At 47.0% G+C, this 20,770-nt stretch carries 12 protein-coding genes and 1 pseudogene; 10 read left to right on the top strand and 3 right to left on the bottom strand.

Going from position 1 to position 20,770, the window contains the following annotated elements; translation table 11 throughout:
* From RM811_RS13760 to RM811_RS13745, 4 genes and pseudogenes are all read left to right on the top strand, one after another.
* The coding region (locus RM811_RS13760) for a hypothetical protein (RefSeq protein WP_402525268.1) at positions 1-355 on the top strand (355 nt) is incomplete at its 5' end.
* A gap of 125 nt (positions 356-480) precedes the next feature.
* Positions 481-813 (top strand): annotated as a pseudogene (locus RM811_RS13755) (IS1634 family transposase); the annotation flags it as partial.
* Between the two features lie 527 nt (positions 814-1,340).
* Entirely contained in the window at positions 1,341-1,724 is a 384-nt protein-coding gene (locus RM811_RS13750; protein ID WP_402525265.1) for a hypothetical protein, read from the top strand.
* Positions 1,725-1,726: 2 nt separating this feature from the next.
* The gene (locus RM811_RS13745) at positions 1,727-2,503 is read left to right on the top strand and encodes a hypothetical protein (protein WP_402525263.1); all 777 of its coding nucleotides are present in this window, start codon (positions 1,727-1,729) and stop codon (positions 2,501-2,503) included.
* A gap of 292 nt (positions 2,504-2,795) precedes the next feature.
* Here the strand turns inward: RM811_RS13745 and pckA are convergent, their stop codons facing one another.
* The gene (pckA, locus tag RM811_RS13740; protein ID WP_402525260.1) at positions 2,796-4,409 is read right to left on the bottom strand and encodes a phosphoenolpyruvate carboxykinase (ATP); all 1,614 of its coding nucleotides are present in this window, start codon (positions 4,407-4,409) and stop codon (positions 2,796-2,798) included.
* Positions 4,410-4,823: 414 nt separating this feature from the next.
* A complete protein-coding gene (gene hslO, locus RM811_RS13735; RefSeq protein ID WP_402525257.1) occupies positions 4,824-5,702 on the bottom strand; it encodes an Hsp33 family molecular chaperone HslO in 879 nt (292 codons plus the stop codon).
* Positions 5,703-5,917: 215 nt separating this feature from the next.
* Here hslO and RM811_RS13730 point away from each other — a divergent pair, with 215 nt between their 5' ends.
* Positions 5,918-8,770: a hypothetical protein gene (locus tag RM811_RS13730; RefSeq protein ID WP_402525254.1), complete on the top strand. Its 2,853-nt coding sequence runs from the start codon at positions 5,918-5,920 to the stop codon at positions 8,768-8,770.
* Positions 8,771-9,011: 241 nt separating this feature from the next.
* Here the strand turns inward: RM811_RS13730 and RM811_RS13725 are convergent, their stop codons facing one another.
* Positions 9,012-10,334 carry a TolC family outer membrane protein gene (locus RM811_RS13725; RefSeq protein ID WP_402525252.1) on the bottom strand — a complete coding sequence of 441 codons (1,323 nt, stop codon included), beginning with the start codon at positions 10,332-10,334 and terminating at the stop codon, positions 9,012-9,014.
* 269 nt (positions 10,335-10,603) lie between these two features.
* On the opposite strand from RM811_RS13725, the gene RM811_RS13720 reads away from it, so the two are divergent.
* The 5 genes from RM811_RS13720 to RM811_RS13700 all read left to right on the top strand — a co-directional run bounded on the left by RM811_RS13720 (position 10,604) and on the right by RM811_RS13700 (position 20,682).
* Positions 10,604-11,014, top strand: coding sequence for a PleD family two-component system response regulator (locus RM811_RS13720; RefSeq protein WP_402525250.1), 411 nt, complete (start codon positions 10,604-10,606; stop codon positions 11,012-11,014).
* Positions 11,015-11,184: 170 nt separating this feature from the next.
* Positions 11,185-11,559, top strand: coding sequence for a twitching motility response regulator PilH (gene pilH, locus RM811_RS13715; RefSeq protein ID WP_402525247.1), 375 nt, complete (start codon positions 11,185-11,187; stop codon positions 11,557-11,559).
* 81 nt (positions 11,560-11,640) lie between these two features.
* Entirely contained in the window at positions 11,641-12,213 is a 573-nt protein-coding gene (locus tag RM811_RS13710; protein ID WP_402525244.1) for a chemotaxis protein CheW, read from the top strand.
* A gap of 133 nt (positions 12,214-12,346) precedes the next feature.
* Entirely contained in the window at positions 12,347-14,323 is a 1,977-nt protein-coding gene (locus RM811_RS13705) for a methyl-accepting chemotaxis protein (protein ID WP_402525271.1), read from the top strand.
* A 98-nt stretch (positions 14,324-14,421) separates the two neighbouring features.
* On the top strand, positions 14,422-20,682 hold the full coding sequence (locus RM811_RS13700) for an Hpt domain-containing protein (protein ID WP_402525241.1): 6,261 nt from the start codon (positions 14,422-14,424) through the stop codon (positions 20,680-20,682).
* Positions 20,683-20,770: the final 88 nt, after the last annotated feature.

Raw genomic sequence — 20,770 nt, 5'->3', positions numbered from 1 at the left:
CGCAAAGAGATGGCCGGTTGAACCTATGTTTCATCAACTCAAACACGCTTTCGGCTGCTGTCACTTGTGGCAACAAAAGTTGAGAACGCTTCTGCGATGGATGCATTTGAAAATGGCAGGCTATGCATTATTACAGTTGTTAACCGTCTGCAAAAATCAGGCATGCCTGAATATTTCCCGGATACCCTGGAGAGATCCGGATACAACGACCGCTGGCATGATGAGAATCGCCCTATCAAGAATTATCCCGAGGTTCCCTATTCGTAAGGGCTGGAACCGATATAGCAAAAAATATGAGTTCGATTTTTGTGAACTGAACGATCAGTCAATACCTGATAAGTCGGAAGCCGCATAAACAAAGGGTTTCAGACAAAAATTGGTAATAAAAACGAACTTGAAAAAAGAGTTCGTCGATATTGGCTTTTTGTTTTTTAGAAAACTAACCAAGCATTCGTTTTATATAAAATCTAAAGTCGAGGATTCCTGAAAAGCCCGGATTTTCTGGTCTCTTCACTCTATCTGGAGAAGCCGGAACGCATTGAAGCACTGTTAATGGTGATGACACTGTGCCTGATGGTCTATGCTGCTATCCAGCACGGTATAAGGCATGAACTGAAAAAGCAAAGTCGGTTCTTTCCAAACCAGAAGAAAAAGGCCTGCCAGAACCCTACGGCAAGATGGGTATTCTCCTGCTTTCAGGGAATTAATGTATTAACGGTCAATAATCAGGAGCGATATGTGGTTGGTTTGAAGGAAAGACAGTGGACGATCATCCAAATTTTAGGTGTTTTTTACGAATTGCTATATTCCTGACAGGGGTGGTGAAAGACAGATATACATAAATACACCTATATAAAGGATGTCCCCATTGAAGGCTACTACTCTAAATCGTAATAATTCATATGATCCACTCAATCCGGGCACTGAAGCTCACAAGATAATGCTTTCTTCACGCCCTGCGTGGCAACAAAAAAAGGTGTCACAATATTTTCCACAGAACTATGTTCCGTCAGATTCCCGGAACGTGAGTACATCCCCCAGACTGAGGTCAGAGCAGAGAGTCGTTTCTGTTATGACTATGTCAGACGCTGCTGGAGTACTGGTTCTGATGGCAGGGCTATGTTTAAAGGCTGAAGAATACATCCCCTATCTCAAACCCGTGACGGCCACGATACTGATTGCCCGTCAGATGGTTCAGGTGGCTGCAGCTCCTGTCAGGAGTTTAGATTCTGTTGATCGTACATGTGCACCTGATGAGTTCGATTGTAGTCCCGGGGTGTGTATTCCGAAAACATTGGAGTGCAATTCAATTCCCAATTGCTTCAACAGAGCAGATGAACATGAAAACTGTAAAGGAAGAAACTGTTCAATCGATGAATTTTCTTGTGGTGATTATGGGCAATGTATTCCACACAAAAAGGTATGTGATTTTATTAATGACTGTACTTCCAAAAGGGATGAAACTGTCGATTGCGGGTGGTCGATACCAAAAGTACCTCTTTACAGGACCTGTCCACCAGGAAGTTTTGCGTGTGATGAGTACGGGGATACATGCATTCCAGATAGATATAAATGTGATGGGCATATTGACTGTATTTTTACACGCGCTGATGAAATGCCTCTCGCATGCAGTCCTTCGGATGACGAAGATTATCTTCAAGAAGGTGGTAGTGGATCAGGATCAGGATCAGGATCAGGATTTCTCTATACAGACACAACCCTGACAATGACCATGACACCTGATGAACCGGGCATGGACTCCTTCTGGACTCCAGAAATCATAATTGCCAACATTGGCCTTGGAACTCTGTGCACCCTGGCAGGTGGCCTTTACCTTTGGGGGATTGGGCATGGGATCAATAATGGGAAACAGGGCAAAGCGGCTTTAATACACCCATTCAAACTCCTATATTCAGCCTTCAAAGGTCAGCTCCCCCTCAGAAGCGAGCACGTTTACCAAAAGATAGGCACGCCGCTCACGGTGCCCCTGCCCCCACTGCCCCCGAGGACTGTTATGACCTCCGGTGGTGCTAGCACTTCATCCGTTGATCCTGAGTGTCGGATAAATCCCCCCGCTTGTCAGGCAATATCTGACTATCCGGCTTCCACAGAAACAGTCGTATGTCCTATCACTCCCGGTGCACTGCCGAGTCCGAAATATTACCAACTGGAACCTGAAACAACAAAACGAACCCACGATCACCCTTCAATCGTTTACGATGATCGTCAGCGAAATGTGCCCACATTTTCCGGTCAGGTACTCGCTGACCGCACAACTTCCAAAACAAATCACCCCCGCGCAGACTTAAGTCCTCAGGATCAACACATACCAGAATCAGATGAAACAGAGTTGAGCGCTTATAGGGCTTCAACCTCTGCTAATCACATGCAGCCAACTACCCACTACCCTTTGCATGACCACCAACCTCACGTAAGCACAATTTCAAAAATCTTTGATGACACTATTGATAAAATGGAGGAACTTCAGGAAACATCCATTTAAGCCTTCGCACTGCCAGTGATGACCCAGTCAAAAAACAAGGGAATGCGCTTAAAAAAAGCACTTCCCTACAGACAGATAAAGACAAACGCACTCTTGATTAAACCGCAACGAGCGCAACATTCGTTGTTATGATCCAAGGCTCAAGCTGCCTTTATGCAAGTCCTAAACACAATACATCACCTTGGAAGCAGGGAAATGACTGTGTTATTGCGACCAAAAGACCAGCGCAGGCCAAGTCTGGCAGGGCTTATTGCGTTCGTTGCTTTTTATTTCAACGCCAGATACTTAACATTTAATTCAACGTGGGACCAGCTGCCACCAACGCCAGACCTTCTTCATTATCGGTAAACTTAACAAAGTTGGTAATGAAACGGTCAGCCAAGTCTTGAGCCTTACGTTCCCACTCAGCAGGATCTTCATAGGTATCCTGAGGGTTCAGAATACCATCATCCACGCCTTCAATGCTCTGTGGTACATGCAATCCAAAGAAAGGCAATGCCTTTGTTTCAGCCTCATCAATGGAACCATCCAGAATGGCGTCAATAATCGCTCTGGTAGCCTTAATGGAAATACGTTTGCCAGTACCATTCCAGCCAGTATTCACCAGGTAAGCGGTAGCACCGTGGGCTTCCATCTTCTTAACCAGTTCTTCTGCGTACCTGGTTGGATGCAAACTCAGGAATGCCGCCCCAAAACAGGATGAGAAGGTCGGTGTCGGCTCAGTAATGCCACGCTCAGTACCAGCGAGCTTAGCCGTAAATCCGGAGAGGAAATGATACTTGGTCTGCTCAGGCGTCAAACGGGATACCGGAGGCAATACACCAAAAGCATCAGCGGTAAGGAAGATAACTTTTTTGGCATGGCCAGCCTTGGAAACCGGCTTCACAATGTTGTCTATATGATAGAGAGGGTAAGAAACCCGGGTGTTCTCGGTTTTCGAGCCATCGTCGAAGTCAATTTTACCCTGAGTATCAACCGTCACATTTTCCAGCAGCGCACCACGGCGGATGGCATGGAAAATTTCAGGCTCATTCTCTTCCATCAGGTTAATCGTCTTCGCGTAGCAGCCACCCTCGAAGTTGAATACGCCATCGTCATCCCAGCCGTGCTCATCATCACCGATCAGTGCACGTTTGGGATCTGCTGACAGTGTCGTTTTACCAGTACCGGACAAGCCAAAGAATATGGCGGTATCGCCCTTTGCACCCACATTGGCGGAACAGTGCATGGAGGCAATACCACGAAGTGGCAAAAGGTAGTTCATCATTGAGAACATCCCCTTTTTCATCTCACCGCCATACCAGGTACCACCAATCACCTGAATGCGCTCGGTAAGGTTGAAGGCCACAAAGTTTTCAGAGTTGAGGCCGTGTTCCTGCCACTTGGGATTGGTGCATTTCGCGCCATTCATCACGATGAAGTCAGGCTTGAAGCCCATCAGATCGTCTTCACCTGGGCGAATGAACATGTTCTTTACAAAGTGCGCCTGCCAGGCCACTTCTGTGACAAAACGTACGCTGAGGCGGGTTTCAGGGTTGGCACCGCAGAATCCATCAATGACAAACAGGCGCTTGCCGGAAAGCTGGTTAGTTACCAGTGATTTAAGATCGGCCCAGACCCCTTCAGAAATGGCCTTATTATCATTCTTTCCCTGGTCAGACCACCAAATGGTGTCGCGGGTTATATCGTCCTTAACAATGTATTTATCCTTTGGAGAGCGACCGGTAAAAATACCGGTATCTACCGACACCGCTCCCATTTCGGTCACAACCCCTTTTTCATAGCCTTCCAGTTCTGGTCGAGTCTCTTCCTGGAACAGGACTTCATAAGAGGGGTTATAAACCACATCAAGGACATCCTTGATTCCGACTCCAGCCAGAGCTTCCTTTACGTTTACATGGGCCATGCAAAGTTCTCCTGAGGCAATACACTCAACTTAACGTTTCATGTCGTTATATTATGATAATTCTTGTAGCGGGCCATGGTAGGGTATTGAACCTGTTATTTAAATATAACTCTGAAAATACAGGTGACAGACCCCATTTTCTAAGCCCGAATTGTTAACTGCGTCTGATAAAAGACCTTAAACCTTTGTAAAATAAAAAGTGTTGTCCCGAGTCAAATTTATCATTGATGACCGAAGGAAAACACGACATTACACTCTTACTCGATATTCTCGGGGTAATGAACTCATATTCAACGGAGAAACCCAACCACAAAAACAAAAAAACAACCATAAACAAACAACTAAAAACAAAAGAAAATAATACTTGAAAGTAATCAAGAGCCTTGACAGCTCTTGATCCAGAAAAGACCTGAATTAATGTATGGTTTTGTTGTTAAAGCTCTTGTTAAAGATCATGTCGATATCTTCTTTACCGAATGCATACTGGTGATTGCAGAACTGACAGTCCAGGGCAACCTGACCTTCTTCTTCAACAATCGATTCAACCTCTTTACGGTCAAGGGTACTGATGATCCTGGCACTTCTTTCCCGAGAGCAGGTGCAGGCAAACCGAACAGGCTCTTGATCAAAAATACGAACCGTTTCTTCGTGGAATAGCCGGACCAGCAATGTTTCATGATCCAGATCCAGCAATTCGGAATCCTGAACCGTCTCTGCCAGTGCGGTCATGCGGTTCCAGGACTCAGAACGAGCCTCTGCAGAGAGCTCAGCACTTGCCGGTAAAGCCTGTAGAAGCAGCCCGGTACAGGACTGACCATCACAGGCCAGCCACAAGCGCGTCTGCAACTGAACAGACTGGGCGAAATAGTCTTCAAGACTGGCGGCCAGGGTTTCCTTTTCAAGAGGAACAATGCCCTGATAGCGTTTGCCCTTTACCGGATCTACGGTAATCAACAAGCTGGACTTACCTAAAAGCGTCTGGAGCGGGGCTTCGGTAATATCTTCCCGGAACTGCGCCACGGCACGAAACGACTTCTTATCCGTACACTCCACCATCAGCAGAGATAAAGGCCCATCCCCTCTGGCCTGAAGGGTAAGAAGCCCCTCAAACTTCAGCGTACTGCTCAACAGTACCGCTGAGGCCACCAGCTCACCTAAAAAGTGCCGCACAACCTCTGGGTACTCGTGAGCCACCAAAGCCTCAACATAACTATTGTTCAGGGAGACGAGCTCACCACGAATATCGGTATTTTCAAATAAAAAACGCTGTACTGCATTATCACTTCTGCTCATGAGCAACATTCCATGACGGACTTTTCAACAGATCCACCGGCAACTCTAAAATGCCAGCCAGATCAGGCAATCGCTTGATTAAAAAGGAATAGTTAATGAAAAACACCGCATTATATTACGATTTACCCAAAAAGATCCTGTCACGCTTATAGCTTCTCTCACTAAATCACAGTTTGGCTATACTCAAAAGATTCCAGCTTGACCAGGGAAAGGACATGCCAGATCAGGGACCCATCCAATCAAAACCACACGTTCAAGCACCTTCCTTTGAGTCGCCTGTCAAAGACAGGGAGCCATCGAAAGATACTACCCGGAAGCAAACGGATACAGGGGATAATACCCTGCGTAACTCCCAGCCACTGGAACAAAGAGGCATTGAAAATGCTGAAGCGACTTCGAACGTCAATCAGAAAAGTACCAGCATTGCGAACTCAGAAAAGCAATACATTAGCCACTGTAGCCGCAAAGCGAAATTAGAAGAGAAAAAAGAAGTCACTCAACAACTTGAAACAATTCGCAGATTCATAACAAGCCCCGGAGATTTCAATGAAGATTGCGGCTTCGACATTAAATTTATCTCAAAATCCGGGAAAGAGGAAATCCTTCTGCCGCCAGAAAAGGGACTGAACCCGGAACGCCTGAAAAAGTTACTGGTCAAGCTGAGTGCTCAAGTTGATAAATTTGACGAGGCATTTGTACAGAACGGACGAGACCAGGAATTAGATCAGGCTATTGAGGATGAAACAGAACAATTACAAGAGGCCCGTAGCAAACTGGAGCAAGAGGCGCCTGAATCCAAAGCACTGAGTTATCAACCCCGGAAAGCAAGGCAATACGAGTTCACTGTTGATTTACCAGATTGGCCACCCGCTAAAGCAAAAGAAGGCTTTGTCATCAACCTCAATACGCCAGGCCAGCCATTTCAACCAGTAACAGCCACTGAGCATCCAAGAGTCGTTTTGAAGCCTGCAGCCCCATCTCTGGCAAAAAAGCCTGAGCTTCACCCGGAGCCAAACAGCCTTGAGCTTCCTGGTATTGAAAATATACGATGGCTATCATCAGATGCACCATTATTTCTCCCCTCCGGTTATCCACAGCAGGAGGTAACAGCAACTTTCATAAATGGCAGTTCAGACTTTGCCTTACCAGAGGCGGCAGCCGATAAATTCCAGGATAAAGATGTGGCCATGTTTAAAGCGCTGCATTCAAAATTACTTGGTCAAATTCAAGATGGCTCATCAGGCATGATGTCTAATGACACTTTAAACAATAACAAGATCACTCCAGCATGCATACGCCAGTGTTTCTGTGACAATACGGGCTCTATGGGAACTACTTTTGTGCATGTCTTTGCTGATAATAAATCTCAGTCGCCACACAGTTATGACAATAAGAATAATCAAGTGATGGTGCTGTGGTTTCCTAAAGAAGGGCTGGAAGCAACGCCTGAAGTCGCGCAAAAGGCCAGCATGGAAGTGATGAAAGCTTTCAATACCTACCAGAAAAAAGCATTCTGGTATAATGAGCGTCCTTCTGATGAACAAGGACCCAGCCTGGAAAGAGATCGTCATAAATATGACCGATTCAGCAATGCTTCAAAATCAGCGAAAACTGAATCCATAACGATTGGTGCCAGGAACAGGAAGATCAAGACCAAAGATCCTGAGGCACCTGCAGAATTCCCCATTGTAAGAGCTGCCAGGTTTTGCTCACTACCTCATGAGGCACTATCAGAAACACCCACCGCAGAGATGGATAATGGGGCTCTCCAGGGGTTTCGTACAGCGCTCATAGCATCACAGGGAAGGTCTAAAGAAAGCTTTTCAGGCACAAAATTCCTGAAAACATTTGAGCTTCCTGAACGACTATCGCCACCAGAAGAAAATCAGAAACCAGATAAAGCAGATAAAGCAGAAGCACTATTGGATGAAGGCATTCCAAAGACTGAAGACTCATCTCAACTGAAAAGTGAAGCTGAACTTCAAGCTGAACTTCAAGCTGAACTTGAAAAAGAGTTTATGGAGGATGATGATAACAATTTGAAAGCACTGACGCCTAAGTCTCTGGAAGAAGCACAAATTCAAGAAAGAGCTGCTCTCGATGAACGCGTAAACTCTTTGCAAACATTTAGTAACGAGTCTGCCAAAACCATTCTCGAGGAAAACAGGAGGACTACTCTAAAATCAGATAGACTTTATAAAGGTAAGGAGCTTCCCACAAATACAGGAACTCAGATTTTTTCTCTTATTAAAGAAGAAGACAACGATAACAACGATAACGTTGTAATGTTATATCGTGCTGGCAGTGAAGCATCCGGCTCGGAAAGTACTCAAAACCTGGAGAAACAATCGACAACGCATCCTCTGCAGCCTCGCAAAATCGGTAATGAAAATTCAAAACCTGCAATTTCTCCCCAAAAAAATGAGCAGTTACCCGAATCGGGTGCCAACTATGTCCAGACAACTATTCAACCATTTGCGCTCAGTATAAAGAGCTTGCTTGATGAGCACTCTCAAAACCATAAATCTCTGGCAGGGATTACGGATACTGACATAATGAATATTATTTACCATGCATCCTTTGAGCACAAAGAAGGATCATTGAAAGGAGTGGATTTTAATATTTTACTCGAAATTAATGAGGCTACCTGGCTTATAAATCGTGGAGACATCCGAACACTTCACATACCCCATCAAAACCCTAAGGTCCGTTACTTACAAGCGGTTAACACAGATCCGGATGTAGCAGAGCGCTTGGCAAAAGTTATTTTTGAAAAGGATGAGATCAAGCCCTGGCAACTGAAAATGGCAAAAGAATTGCCCGCAGTCACCAAATTACCAACAGCCGAAGATGGCGCGTATTATCTACTTCAGACAGGAACAGCATTGAGTGAATTCATCCCTGACATTGAGCGGATTGTGGAGGGAAAAGTTAAAGGTAAACAAGAGTCACAACGCGAGGAAATTATAGAAGCAATAACAACAGAGTTATCAAAGAAACAATCTGGTCAAACTGGCATTACCGATCTACAGGTCATAGGGTACTGTTTTCCTACAGCCCAAACATAACGTTAATTAACTCCAGTAGTACATTGGCCTCCTCACGAAGGTGAATGCACTGCGCACTCAAACAGAACACCCCGAAAATATAGGTCAGTCACCCAATAGAGTTCAAGAAAAGTGCATAGAAAAGAATAGCCGCCGCAAAATAATAACAGGTACATACGCTAACAAACTTGCAACGTTATTTGACATCCACCAGAAATCACAGTAATTCAAATACAAGTTGAATCAGGTGTATAGAGTTTTGTTAATCATCCAACTGCCAATTCTCAGGAATAGAGAACTCCATACTCTCAAGCAGTCCACCCTCGGCAGCCAGAACCCGGTAACGGGCGTAAGTTTCCTGATATATAGCAGCGGTTAAGCTGTTACTGGACTGGAAAAGTTCATTTTCACTGTCCAGCAGATCGAGCAGGGTTCTTTTACCAATATTAAACTGCTCGCGATAGGCCGCTACCGTTTCCCGGCTGGCATCTTCGTGGAGCAATAAATATTCACGCTGCTCGCCGGTAAACTGCAGAGCGGCCCAGGCAACTCGCATTTTCTCTTCTATATCTCTCATCACTCTGGCTTTCTGAGACCGGCTTTCCTCTGCCTGATAGGCACTCTCCATCAGGCGAGCCTTATCACCACCACCGCGGAACAGGTTGTAGCGGAGCCGTACCATCGCAGTGGTATCCCCATAACCACCCAGTTGACCATCAGCATTGTGCTTCCAACTCTGATCAATCTCAGCATCCAGCGACGGAAGATAACTGCTTTTACTGGAAGAGTAGGCGTATTCTGATGATTCAATATCGAGCTCAGCCGCTTTTATACTGGAGTGATCCTGCCTGCCATTGTTAATCGCATTGTTTAAATCTTCTGGCAACTTCAGATGTTCGAAACCGGGAAACTCGAGGTCATCGGGACTGTGTCCAACCAGAGTCCGATATTCACTTTCAGCATCCATCAGATTGTTTCTGGCACTCACCAGATTGGCATTGGCTCGGGCACGCCTGCCCTCTACCTGAACCAAATCAGAACTTCGAGCCACACCCTGTTTGGTACGTTGTTCAATCTGATCAAAAATCTCATTATGGAGTTCCAGATTTTCTTCTGCCTGCTCCACCATCTCCCGACGTTCAAGCACTTTGAGATAAGTATTGATGACCTGAAGTGCGAGGTCTTCAAGGGTCGAATAAAGCCGCCACTGCTCAGCTTCAGTGCTTTTGGTAGCACCTTTCACACTGTTCCAGGTGTTAAAGCCAGCAAAAAGATTCTGTTTGATAGAGAATGAAGCTTCCTTACGAGTAAAGCTTTTTTCGTCATTTTCATTATTATCTTTGGCTGGAGAGTCTTTTCTCTGCCCACCAATCCCCGCAGCAACATCCACTGTTGGCCAATAATCAGCGGCTGCAGCACCGATGGTTTCCTGCTTAGCCTTTAAACGATTAAGCGCCACTTGTGCCTGGGGATGTGAAAGTAAAGCACTGCCAAGGGCCTCTTCCAAGGCTTCAGCAGAGACTTCAGCATTCCATGTTAAAAGCCCTGTGAATAAGCCAGTCATCAGAAATGGAAATCGATTCATGGGTGTCCCTGTCTCTTTTTTGTACTGAGATTTATTATGAAGATACATCGCCATTATTGACGGGGACTTTATAGCAGTTTGGAAAATTCGTTAACTTGTAACCCTCGCGCTTCTGGTCAGCAATGGCCAACTTATGATAAAAAAGTAGAATAAGCGATCCAGATATCCGGTTGAAACAGAATTAAGCCATTGAGAACGGATCGAGAAGAAGGAATAGCAGCGAACCATTTTCGCTTCTTCTGTGGATTGCCAGGGGCCAGGGGAATAACATGCACGATGGCGAAAAAAGTGTCGAGAAAGACCTTAAGGTCATGATCATTGATGACAGCAAGACGATACGTCGAACGGCTGAAACTCTTCTGAAAAAAGCAGGTTGTCAGGTGGTTACCGCCACCGATGGCTTTGACGCATTGGCAAAAATTGCCGAGTCCGAACCAGACATCATCTTTGTCGACATCATGATGCCTCGTCTGGATGGCTATCAAACCTGCGCGCTTATCAAGAACAATAATACATTTAAACAGATTCCTGTCATTATGCTATCCAGCAAAGACGGACTGTTTGATCGTGCCAGAGGGCGGATTGCCGGTTCAGACTATTATCTGACCAAACCATTCAGTCGCGATGAGCTGCTTGGTGCTATTCGAGACCACTGCCCTGATTACGCACTGGCAGTTTGAGTAAGTTGAAATAAAAATAACCGCTCTCCCGTTTTCTGGAGCGCGAGACAAACCCTGAGTTATTTCATTTTGAGTAACTACAGGGGAATAAATAAATAATTTGAAGCAAGTAACCAATTCAGGTGTCGGCTTATATAGCAGTATAAGGGCCGACAACGCCGGGGGGATTTATGGCTAAGGTATTGATTGTCGACGACTCACCAACTGAGCTGTACCAGCTGAGTGCCATGCTGGAAAAGCATGGCCACACAGTACTGACTGCTGACAATGGAGCCGATGGTGTTGCCCTCTGCAGGGAAGAACAGCCGGATGCTGTTTTAATGGATATTGTTATGCCGGGTTTGAACGGCTTTCAGGCTACCCGTCAACTCTCCAAAGATAGCAGCACTGCCCATATCCCGGTAATTATTGTCACCACTAAAGATCAGGAAACTGATCGTGTCTGGGGCATGCGTCAGGGCGCAAAGAATTATTTAACCAAGCCTATTAAGGAAAACCTCCTGCTGAAAACTCTCAACGAAGTCCTGAGTGATGTGGCAGCCTGAGACAGATCGTCTCTGGTTTACTGCGTTATTCCACATTCCGGACTTTGACTTTCAAAGGGTTCCATAAAGGAAAGGAGTAAAATGACCAGCTCCACTCATCCATTTGACTATCTGGAAGTACTTGAGCAGAGTGCTTCCCTGTATAGTGCGCCAATACCTGAAGCGCAGGCAGACCTGAACTACTGGCAGGGCGTCAGCTTCCTGCTGAATAGTCAGCATTATATGGTACAGATCGGTTCAATTTCTGAAATCCTTCCTGTTCCCCAGACAACCCCTCTGCCGGGTGTTAAACGCTGGGTTAAAGGGATAGCGAATGTCAGGGGACGACTGATACCCATAGTCAGCCTGGGAGAGTTCCTGCACAGTGGGCGCAGCTTGAGCCAGGGAAAGAGCCAGAACTCAGGCAAGCCAAACCAGAATAACCGAATTCTTGTCATTGAGAAGAAAGACCTGTCAGTAGGTCTGATTGTCGATGAAGTTCAAGGCATGTTGCAGTTTGCAACCAACAGTTACTCTGATGAAATCCCGGCCTCTCTGCCAGAAAGCGTTCATCCATTTACCCGGGGCTCATATGCCAAAGATCAGCACTATGTCGTATTCAGTGTTGAGAGCCTCGTTACCAATGATGATTTTCTTAAAGTCGCCAGCGAATAAACAGGATTTTGATTTCAAGTTAGAAATCGGGGAATAAACCATGAAAGGCAATCAAGCGAAAAGAGGACAGGGAAGCAAGGCTAACAGAGCCACGCTCGCTTCGATCACAATGCTGGTGCTGTCTCTATCAGTAATGACGGGGGCGTTTATCTACAACAACCAGCAATCCCAGCTTCTCCTTACCCACGCCACCAATGCCGGTGAGCTTCGGGTACTGTCCCAGCAGATTGCCAAGAACGCTTCGGAAGCAGCCTCCGGTAAGGAAGAAGCCTTTCCCCTGCTGAAAGAAGCAACCTCCATGTTTGGCCAGTACATCGGTGAACTGAGCAGTGCCAAACTCTCCGTACTGCCTTTTGTTGATACCACCAACAGTCCTACCACCCGGCAAATTGAGGCTCTGGATTCATCCTGGACTGAAATGAAAGTAGAGGCCGATAGTATTCTCTCTGCCCAGGACACCGTACTGTCCCTCCATGACGTAGCAGGTACATTGAGTGAAACCATTCCGCAACTGCAAATTGAATACGATGAAGTGGTAGAAATTCTGCTTGAAAATAATGCACCGTCAGACCAGATTGCCATGGCACAACGCCAGCCCTGGCTGGCAGAACGTATCATTCGAAGCGTTGCCAAGGTTCTGGAAGGTGGTGAAGACTCCATCATGGCTGCAGACAGTTTTGGTCGTGACGCCAAACTGTTTGGCCGGGTATTGGACGGGATGGTGGAAGGCAATATTGCCATGCGAATCAGTCAGGTCACCGATGATGAAGCCATCGATCGTCTGATGGAAATTTCGGACCTGTTTGAATTCGTCGATGGCAGCGTGGATGAAATCCTCGAAACCTCTCCAGAGCTTTTCCAGGTACGTGCAGCATCCGATACCATCTTTACGGATTCACAACAGCTGCTGCAACAAACTTCGGTACTGGCAGACACCCTGTCTGCTTCCACGGTTGAACAGAAAACGCTTAAACTGGCCATTATGATTTCCGGTGGACTATCGCTGCTGTTTGTCCTGTTAACAGCAATGTCCATCATTCTTGATACCCGTCGCCGCCTTAAAGAAACTAAAACCGAGAGTGAAGCAACTGAAGCCCGAAACGCTGCAAACCAGAAAGCGATTCTGCGGCTGCTTGATGAAATGGCGGATCTTGCAGACGGTGACCTGACGGTTAAAGCCAGTGTCACCGAAGACTTTACCGGCGCCATTGCTGACTCCATTAACTTCTCTATTGAACAACTTCGAGCCCTGGTTAACACCATTAACCAGACGGCAGTAAAAGTAGATGCCGCCGCCCAGGAAACACAGGCTACTGCACGCCTGCTTGCTGAAGCTTCTGACCATCAGGCTCAGGAAATTGGTGCGACTACCCAGTCAGTCAACGAGATGACCGAATCCATCGACCAGGTATCCAGTAAAGCCTCCGATTCCGCAGACGTTGCTGAGAGATCTGTACAGATTGCAGCCAACGGTGGCCTGGTGGTACGAAATACCATTGATGGCATGACCACTATCCGTGAACAGATTCAGGATACGTCAAAGCGTCTCAAGCGCCTGGGTGAATCTTCCCAGGAGATTGGAGACATTATCTCCCTGATTAACGAGATCGCCGACCAGACCAACATCCTCTCGCTCAACGCCGCCATCCAGGCCTCTATGGCCGGTGAAGCGGGTCGTGGTTTCGCCGTAGTTGCGGATGAGGTACAGCGTCTTGCAGAGCGGGTATCTGCGGCGACCAAACAGGTAGAAGCCCTGGTTTCCACTATCCAGACCGACACCAACGAAGCAGTTATTTCCATGGAACAGACCACTTCAGAAGTGGTCCATGGCGCCCGTCTGGCACAAGACGCCGGTGTTGCCCTGGAAGAGATCGAACAGGTATCCAACAGCCTGGCAGGCCTGATCCGGAACATTTCTGAAACGGCCAAGGTTCAGTCCCAGTCTGCATCCCGGATCTCCAGTCGCATGGTAGCAATCCGGGATATTTCTATCCAAACCTCTTCAGGAACCAAGGCGACCGCTCAATCTATCGGTGATCTGGCCGGTATGGCAATGGAGATGCGTCAGTCGGTTACTGGCTTCAAGCTACCTGAAACCACAGAATCCTGACTCCGCAAGAGACGAGCGCATGACAACAAGCATGATGCCCACCGTTCAGGCCCTCTTGTTACCGAGAGCCACAACGGGAGCGATAACGGGAGCCAGGGATGATTGAACAGCGTGATTACATCGGTCTGGACTGGGTTATCGGAGAGATTGACAGCACCCTCACTGAAGCCCGACGGGACCTTGAACAGTATGCTGATTCAGCAGATGACTTAGCGTTTCTGGATAACTGTCGTACAAAAATCCAGCAGATTCACAGTACCCTGAAGATTTTAAAGCAGAAGGGAGCACGGCTACTCACCCGGGAAATTCTACTGCTCCTGGATAGCCTGAAAAACAGACCGATTGAGGACGTTCAGGAACAGCTGGTCGTGCTTATTCAGGCAATGCTCCAGCTTCCGGGTTATCTAACCCACGTCTCAAGGACTGGCAAGGATAGCCCGGGCCTTTTGAAAAAGCTGCTCAGTGAAATGCGGCAATTGCGTGGGCAGCGGGCGTTATCCGATATTGATTTTTTTACGCCCGGCATTGTTCATACAATAGCGCCAATACCAGAAGCTCAGCTGGAAAAACTGCAAAGCAGTGGTTTTACCACTCTGGTGCGAAAAATACGCCAGAAGTATCAACTCTGCCTGGCCGGAGTACTCAGGGATAGTCAGCGTGAACAGCAACTGGCGATCATCGGTAAAATATTTGCCAAGCTGCAAAACCTTTGCTGGGATTCGCCAATATCGCCTCTCTGGGATGCCACCACTGCCTTTACTGAAGGGCTGAAAGAAGGCTCCATCGCCATTGACAACCATGCCATTACGATACTTCGTGAGATGGATAATGAGTTGAAGAGCCTGGCGAATGAAGAAACCAAACGCCTGAACACTCCGCCTCAGGAAGATCTGCTGCGGGAAATTCTGTACCGGGTGGGTAAAGCCGACAGTGATAACTCGCTTATCCTCTCTTTAAAGCGACGCTACTCTCTGGATCAAGCGCTTGAGTCAGATCCTCAGGACGTTAATCTCATCAATTTTGATGCAGCAGAGCCTGTGGTGAAGGCCATTAAAGAAGAGCTTGCTCATATTAAAGATGCCCTGGATCTTTATCTGCTTAACCCCGAAATCAACAAAACCAGACTTCGGGAGCAATTAGCAACCTGCCGGAAAATTTCTGACACGCTATGCATGCTTGGCCTCGACAAATTGCAACACATTATGCAAAAAGAGTCGGAGCGACTGAAGACGATCTTAAGCAGTGAGCAATCCCCCGATCAAATTAATAACTCTCTAATCAATATCGCGGCCCAGTTACTGGAAGTTGAAGCGGGTCTGAACCAGTTCATGGGCTTTAGCCACCCGGTAACCGATCAGCCCAACCTGTCAGCCCAGATGAATGACATTCATCAAACAGTGATCAGTGAAGCTCGTGGAACCCTGGAGCAGGCTAAAGGTGCTGTTGTTGATTACCTTGGCAGTCAACACAATCAGGAGTTTCTGGCCAAGCTACCCCCTCTGATCAAAAGCATGCGGGGCGGTCTTGCCATTATTCCCCTGAATCGGGTTGCAGAGTTAATCAATCGCTGCTCCCAGCATATTCAAAGCCAGTGGCTGGAAAAGAACAACAAGCCCAGCCTTGATGAACTGGAAGCACTGGCGGATACACTTTCCAGTATCGAGCACTACCTCGAACAATTGAGCAGTGGTACTTCTCTACATTCAGAGAAAACGCTGGATATTACTGAGGAAAGCCTCAATAAACTTGAAGCTTCAAAAAAAGCGCCTGAAGTCGCTATAACGCCACCTATAACCTCTCTGACTACCGAGCCTAAAACCAAAGCTAACCCTTTTGCCTTACATCTGCTCAGCGATGAAGAAAGAACAACTCTGGGAAAAGAAGCCGCTGAAAATGACGTTATTGAGTTCCATTACGAAGGGCCTGTATCGGCAACAACCGAAACAGCAGGCTTCAGTGAACAAGAGACTGACTACGGCCCGACTATAGAATTCACAACGGATAGTCTGGTCGCCACTCCAGAGCCTGCGCAAGACCAGGAAACCAGCTTCTCGCCTTCTCTCGACCTCACTGATCTGGAAAATCTGCTTCCAATGGAAGCAATTCGTGATGACCAGCTACTTACCATTGACTTTTCACTGGGTGAAGATGACTTACCTGCCCTGGAAGGCATCCCCCTTACTGAAGGCTCTTTATCAGCTAAAGGCTCTTTATCAGCTGAAAGCTCTTTAACGCCATCACAAAGCATTACAACTGCTAACGATACATTGCCAACTGATGAGCCTGTTGTAAGCTCAGCTTCCACAGTAAATAACTTATCCCCTGAAGACTCATTTAACATTTCGTTTGATGATGAGGATCTTCACGAAATTTTCGCAGAAGAAGCATCCGAAGTTCAGCAGCAGCTGGAAGCCCTGCTTCCCACATGGCGCCAGAATATTAATGACAAAGCCTGCATGAATGACATACGCCGGGCCTTTCATACATTGAAAGGCAGTGGGCGTATGATTGGGGCTGAGGTTATTGGTGAGCTGGCATGGTCCATCGAGAACATGCTTAACAGCGTGATAGATGGAGCCATGACAACATCTGAACCAATGGTTCAGCTGCTGGGTGAAGTCATCACCATGCTGCCGGAACTGGTGAATGATTATGCAGCTAACAGTCAACAGCTAACGCCTGAAGTGCTGCTCTGTATGGAAAAAGCGGATGCCCTGAGCAAAGGTATTGGCTTTGTTATCGACGATGATTTACCGGAAGAAACGGACGCACAAGAGCCAGCGATTCTGTTTGGTAAAGTGGTTGAAGAATATCAGGCAATAGATATCACTGAGCCAGTAAGCTTACTGGATACAGAGGATGAATATTCTGAGATAGAGAGTGAGCTGGAGTACGACCAGCAACTACTTGAAATATTTGACAGCGAAGCCAGAGGACACCTGAGCGTTGTCAAAATCTTTATCGAAAGTTCCTATCAGCTGGGCGGTAATATCCAGATCAGTGATACTGTCCAGAGAGCACTGCATACGCTCAAGGGCAGTGCCTTTATGGCAGAAATTACACCGCTGGCGGAACTGGTTGCAGCTATTGAAAAAACGATCAAGGAATTCCGCGCCCATCTGGTTCCTGCCGATAATCAGGTTATCAGCATGCTGGAACAGAGTGTTGACCTGATTGAAGACGCATTGACTCAGCTGCAAACGACTCCGCAGTCTCTTGAGCTAAAAGTCGATAGCTTCCTTAACTGGCTTAACGCACTTCATAACCAGTTACTTAGCAACAGTCTTAAAGATGAGGAGGTGTCTGACTCACTACAAGAGCACTCTTCATCACAAACAGGACAACAAGCCGCTCTCTTCCTCGCCAGCGATCTCGATCTGTTGCTTGATGCCAATAGCTATCTGAAGCAGTGGGTCAATGTTATCTCTCTTGAAGAGATTGAGCGCTTCAAGTTTGAACTGAAGGTATTGGCTGAAAATTCCAGAGAGGCTGGATTAACAGCCATGGCTGAGCTCTGTGACGTTTTGCACGACGTCTGCACTTATCTGGAGACACAGGAGACTACGTTACCTCAATTGTTGTTATCACCATTCACGGATGGTTTTGAAGCCCTGGTTGAAATGATGAACCAGGTAGCCTCCCAGCAAACACCGGAGCCTCCACAGGCCATCTTCAGCGCCCTGCGTGAAGCTCTTGAATCATTATTGCTGGAACAGCATGCGAATAAAGCAGAAATAGAACCTCAGCTGTCTGTAGAGAATGATGCACAAGAAGAATCCGTTGACTTCAGCCTGGATTTTGATGATGAAGAAGAAATTGTATTGTCGTCTATTGAGGATAAACACTTCTTTGAAGCAACAGAATTAAAGTCTGAAACTAATATCCCGGATTTTGGTATTACACAGATTGCATCTGTCATTAATGAAGCCGAATCTGATCAGGAACTGCGCAACCTGTTTATAGAAGAAGCGTTTGAGCTACTGGAAGACTCAGCTCAATCTCTTGAAACATGGTTGAGAGCTCCCAGAGATTTACAACCCGTACATGAACTCCAGCGTTGCCTCCACACATTGAAAGGTGGGGCCATGATGGCAGAGCTGAACGAACTTGGAGAGCTTAGCCATGCACTGGAGGATGTTTATGAGTCTGTTACATCCGGTAGCTGTGAACCTGAAAATGCACCATTAGCGCTGATTCAAAAAACTCACGATACCATTGAGTTCTCTCTGAAAGCTCTTAAAAATGGTCAATCTGCTCCCGATCCCCTGCGCATGCTGGAGGAACTCCGGCAATGGAAAATAAGGCTGGATACCGGTAGTAATTCAAGAGTCGCAGATATTAAGGTTTTACCAGACTATCTGGGATCACCACTTGAAAAGTCAGGCGTCGTCGATAAAGGATTTAGAGGCAAGTCAGGCAATGAGCCTTCTGGCTTGCCAGCGGATACCGGGCAAATGCTGGAGCCAGTATCCACTATTAAAGTTACTCAGCAAGTTGACCCGGATGTTGAAGGCGGCGTACTCCAGAGTACCGCCAGTGAAATGATCCGGGTTCCATCGGAACTTCTGGAAACGCTGATCAACCTCGCAGGGGAAACCAGTATCAGCCGTTCGCGAATTGAGCAACAAACTGCGGATGCTGCCAGAGCTCTGGATGAAATGAATCGAACCATACTCCGGGTTCGGGAGCAGCTGAGACGCCTTGATATTGAAACACAAACCCAGATTATCTCCCGTCACCAGGGAGACCTTGGTGATAATCCGGACTTCGACCCTCTGGAGATGGATCAGTACTCTGAACTGTCACAGCTTTCTCACTCATTGGTCGAGTCCGCATCCGACCTCATGGACTTGCGTAAAGCCCTTCAGGAGAAGACAAGAGATACTGAAACACTGCTCCGGCAGCAATCAAGAACCCAGATTGAGCTGCAAGAACAGCTAATGAAAGCACGAATGGTCTCTTTCAGTCGTCTGGTTCCGAGGCTGCGCAAGATTGTCCGTCAGGTGTCGGATGAACTGAACAAACCCGTTGAGCTTCTGGTTAGCAATGCCGAGGGTGAGATGGACAGAACTACGCTTGAGCGGATTCTGGCTCCACTTGAGCATATGCTGAGAAATGCTATTGGTCATGGCATTGAAGGCTCGCCTGAAGAACGACAGAAACTGGGCAAACCTGAGTCAGGCCAGATCGCACTATCTATTCGTCGGGACGGTGGAGATGTTGTAGTTGAGCTATCCGATGATGGCTGCGGTATCAATATCGAAGCAGTTAAAGCAAAAGCTGTCGAACAAAAATTGATTCGCCCGGATACTCATTTAACCGATCAGGAAGCCATTGATCTCATTATGAAGACGGGCTTCAGCACGGCCAGCAAGGTTACACATCTCTCAGGACGAGGTGTAGGGCTGGACGTGGTGAATAACTCGGTGCGTCAGCTGGGCGGCAGTATTCAAGTAAAATCTGAAACTGGCCAGGGCACTCACTTCTCTCTCCGGCTGCCGTTTACACTGTCTATCAACCGTGCGTTGATGGTTGAAGTGGGCAATAGCCTGTACGCTCTCCCCATGCATGCCATTGATGGTATTTCCATGGTGTCTTCTACCATGCTGGTTGATTGCTACATAAATAATGCGCCACTGGTTTATGGAAATGGGATCGAACATCAGCTGATTTATATGGGAGCCCTGCTGGGTGCTGGCAGTCCCAAAATTAATGATGGTCAGTGCCCCGTTGTGTTGGTACAGAGAGGCAGCGAGAACATAGCGATTCAGGTTGACACTATTGTGGGTAGCCGTGAAATCATTACCAAAAGTCTGGGGCATCAGTTCTCCAGACTGGCCGGTGTCAATGGTGCAACTATCCTTGGTGATGGTCGGGTTGTAGTGATACTTGATCCCGCAGCACTGTATCGTAAGCACCTGCTCTCCAAACAAGAAGCCAGGCCAGAAAATATTGAAAGGTATGACCTTGATAGTGGTGATCAAGCCGTCAAAGTTCTTGTTGTAGACGACTCTGTGACAGTACGAAAAGTAACCAGTCGATTGCTGGAGCGTCAGGGCTACAACGTCACATCGGCACGGGATGGTGTTGAAGCAATGACCATGCTATCAGAACAGAAGCCCGATATTATGCTTCTTGATATCGAAATGCCGCGTATGGACGGTTTCGAAGTGGCCAGTGCTGTCAGGAATGACCCGGAACTTCAGGACCTGCCCATTATCATGATTACCTCAAGAACTGGCGAGAAACATCGCAACCGGGCCTTCAGCCTTGGTGTTAATGAGTACATAGGAAAGCCCTTCCAGGAGGGACCGTTACTCGAAGCTATTGAAAAGCTAATTGCTGTTGAGACAGCCTGATAACAAAGCGTCGTCAGGAAGCTCTTGCGCAACGGCTCATTTACCCGTGGTATGAAAGACTTTGGCACGGAGACACAGAGAAAAGAAA

It is taken from the genome of Endozoicomonas sp. (assembly GCF_031844845.1).
Classification (GTDB): Bacteria; Pseudomonadota; Gammaproteobacteria; order Pseudomonadales; family Endozoicomonadaceae; genus Endozoicomonas.
This window is presented reverse-complemented; position numbering and strand designations above follow the sequence as displayed.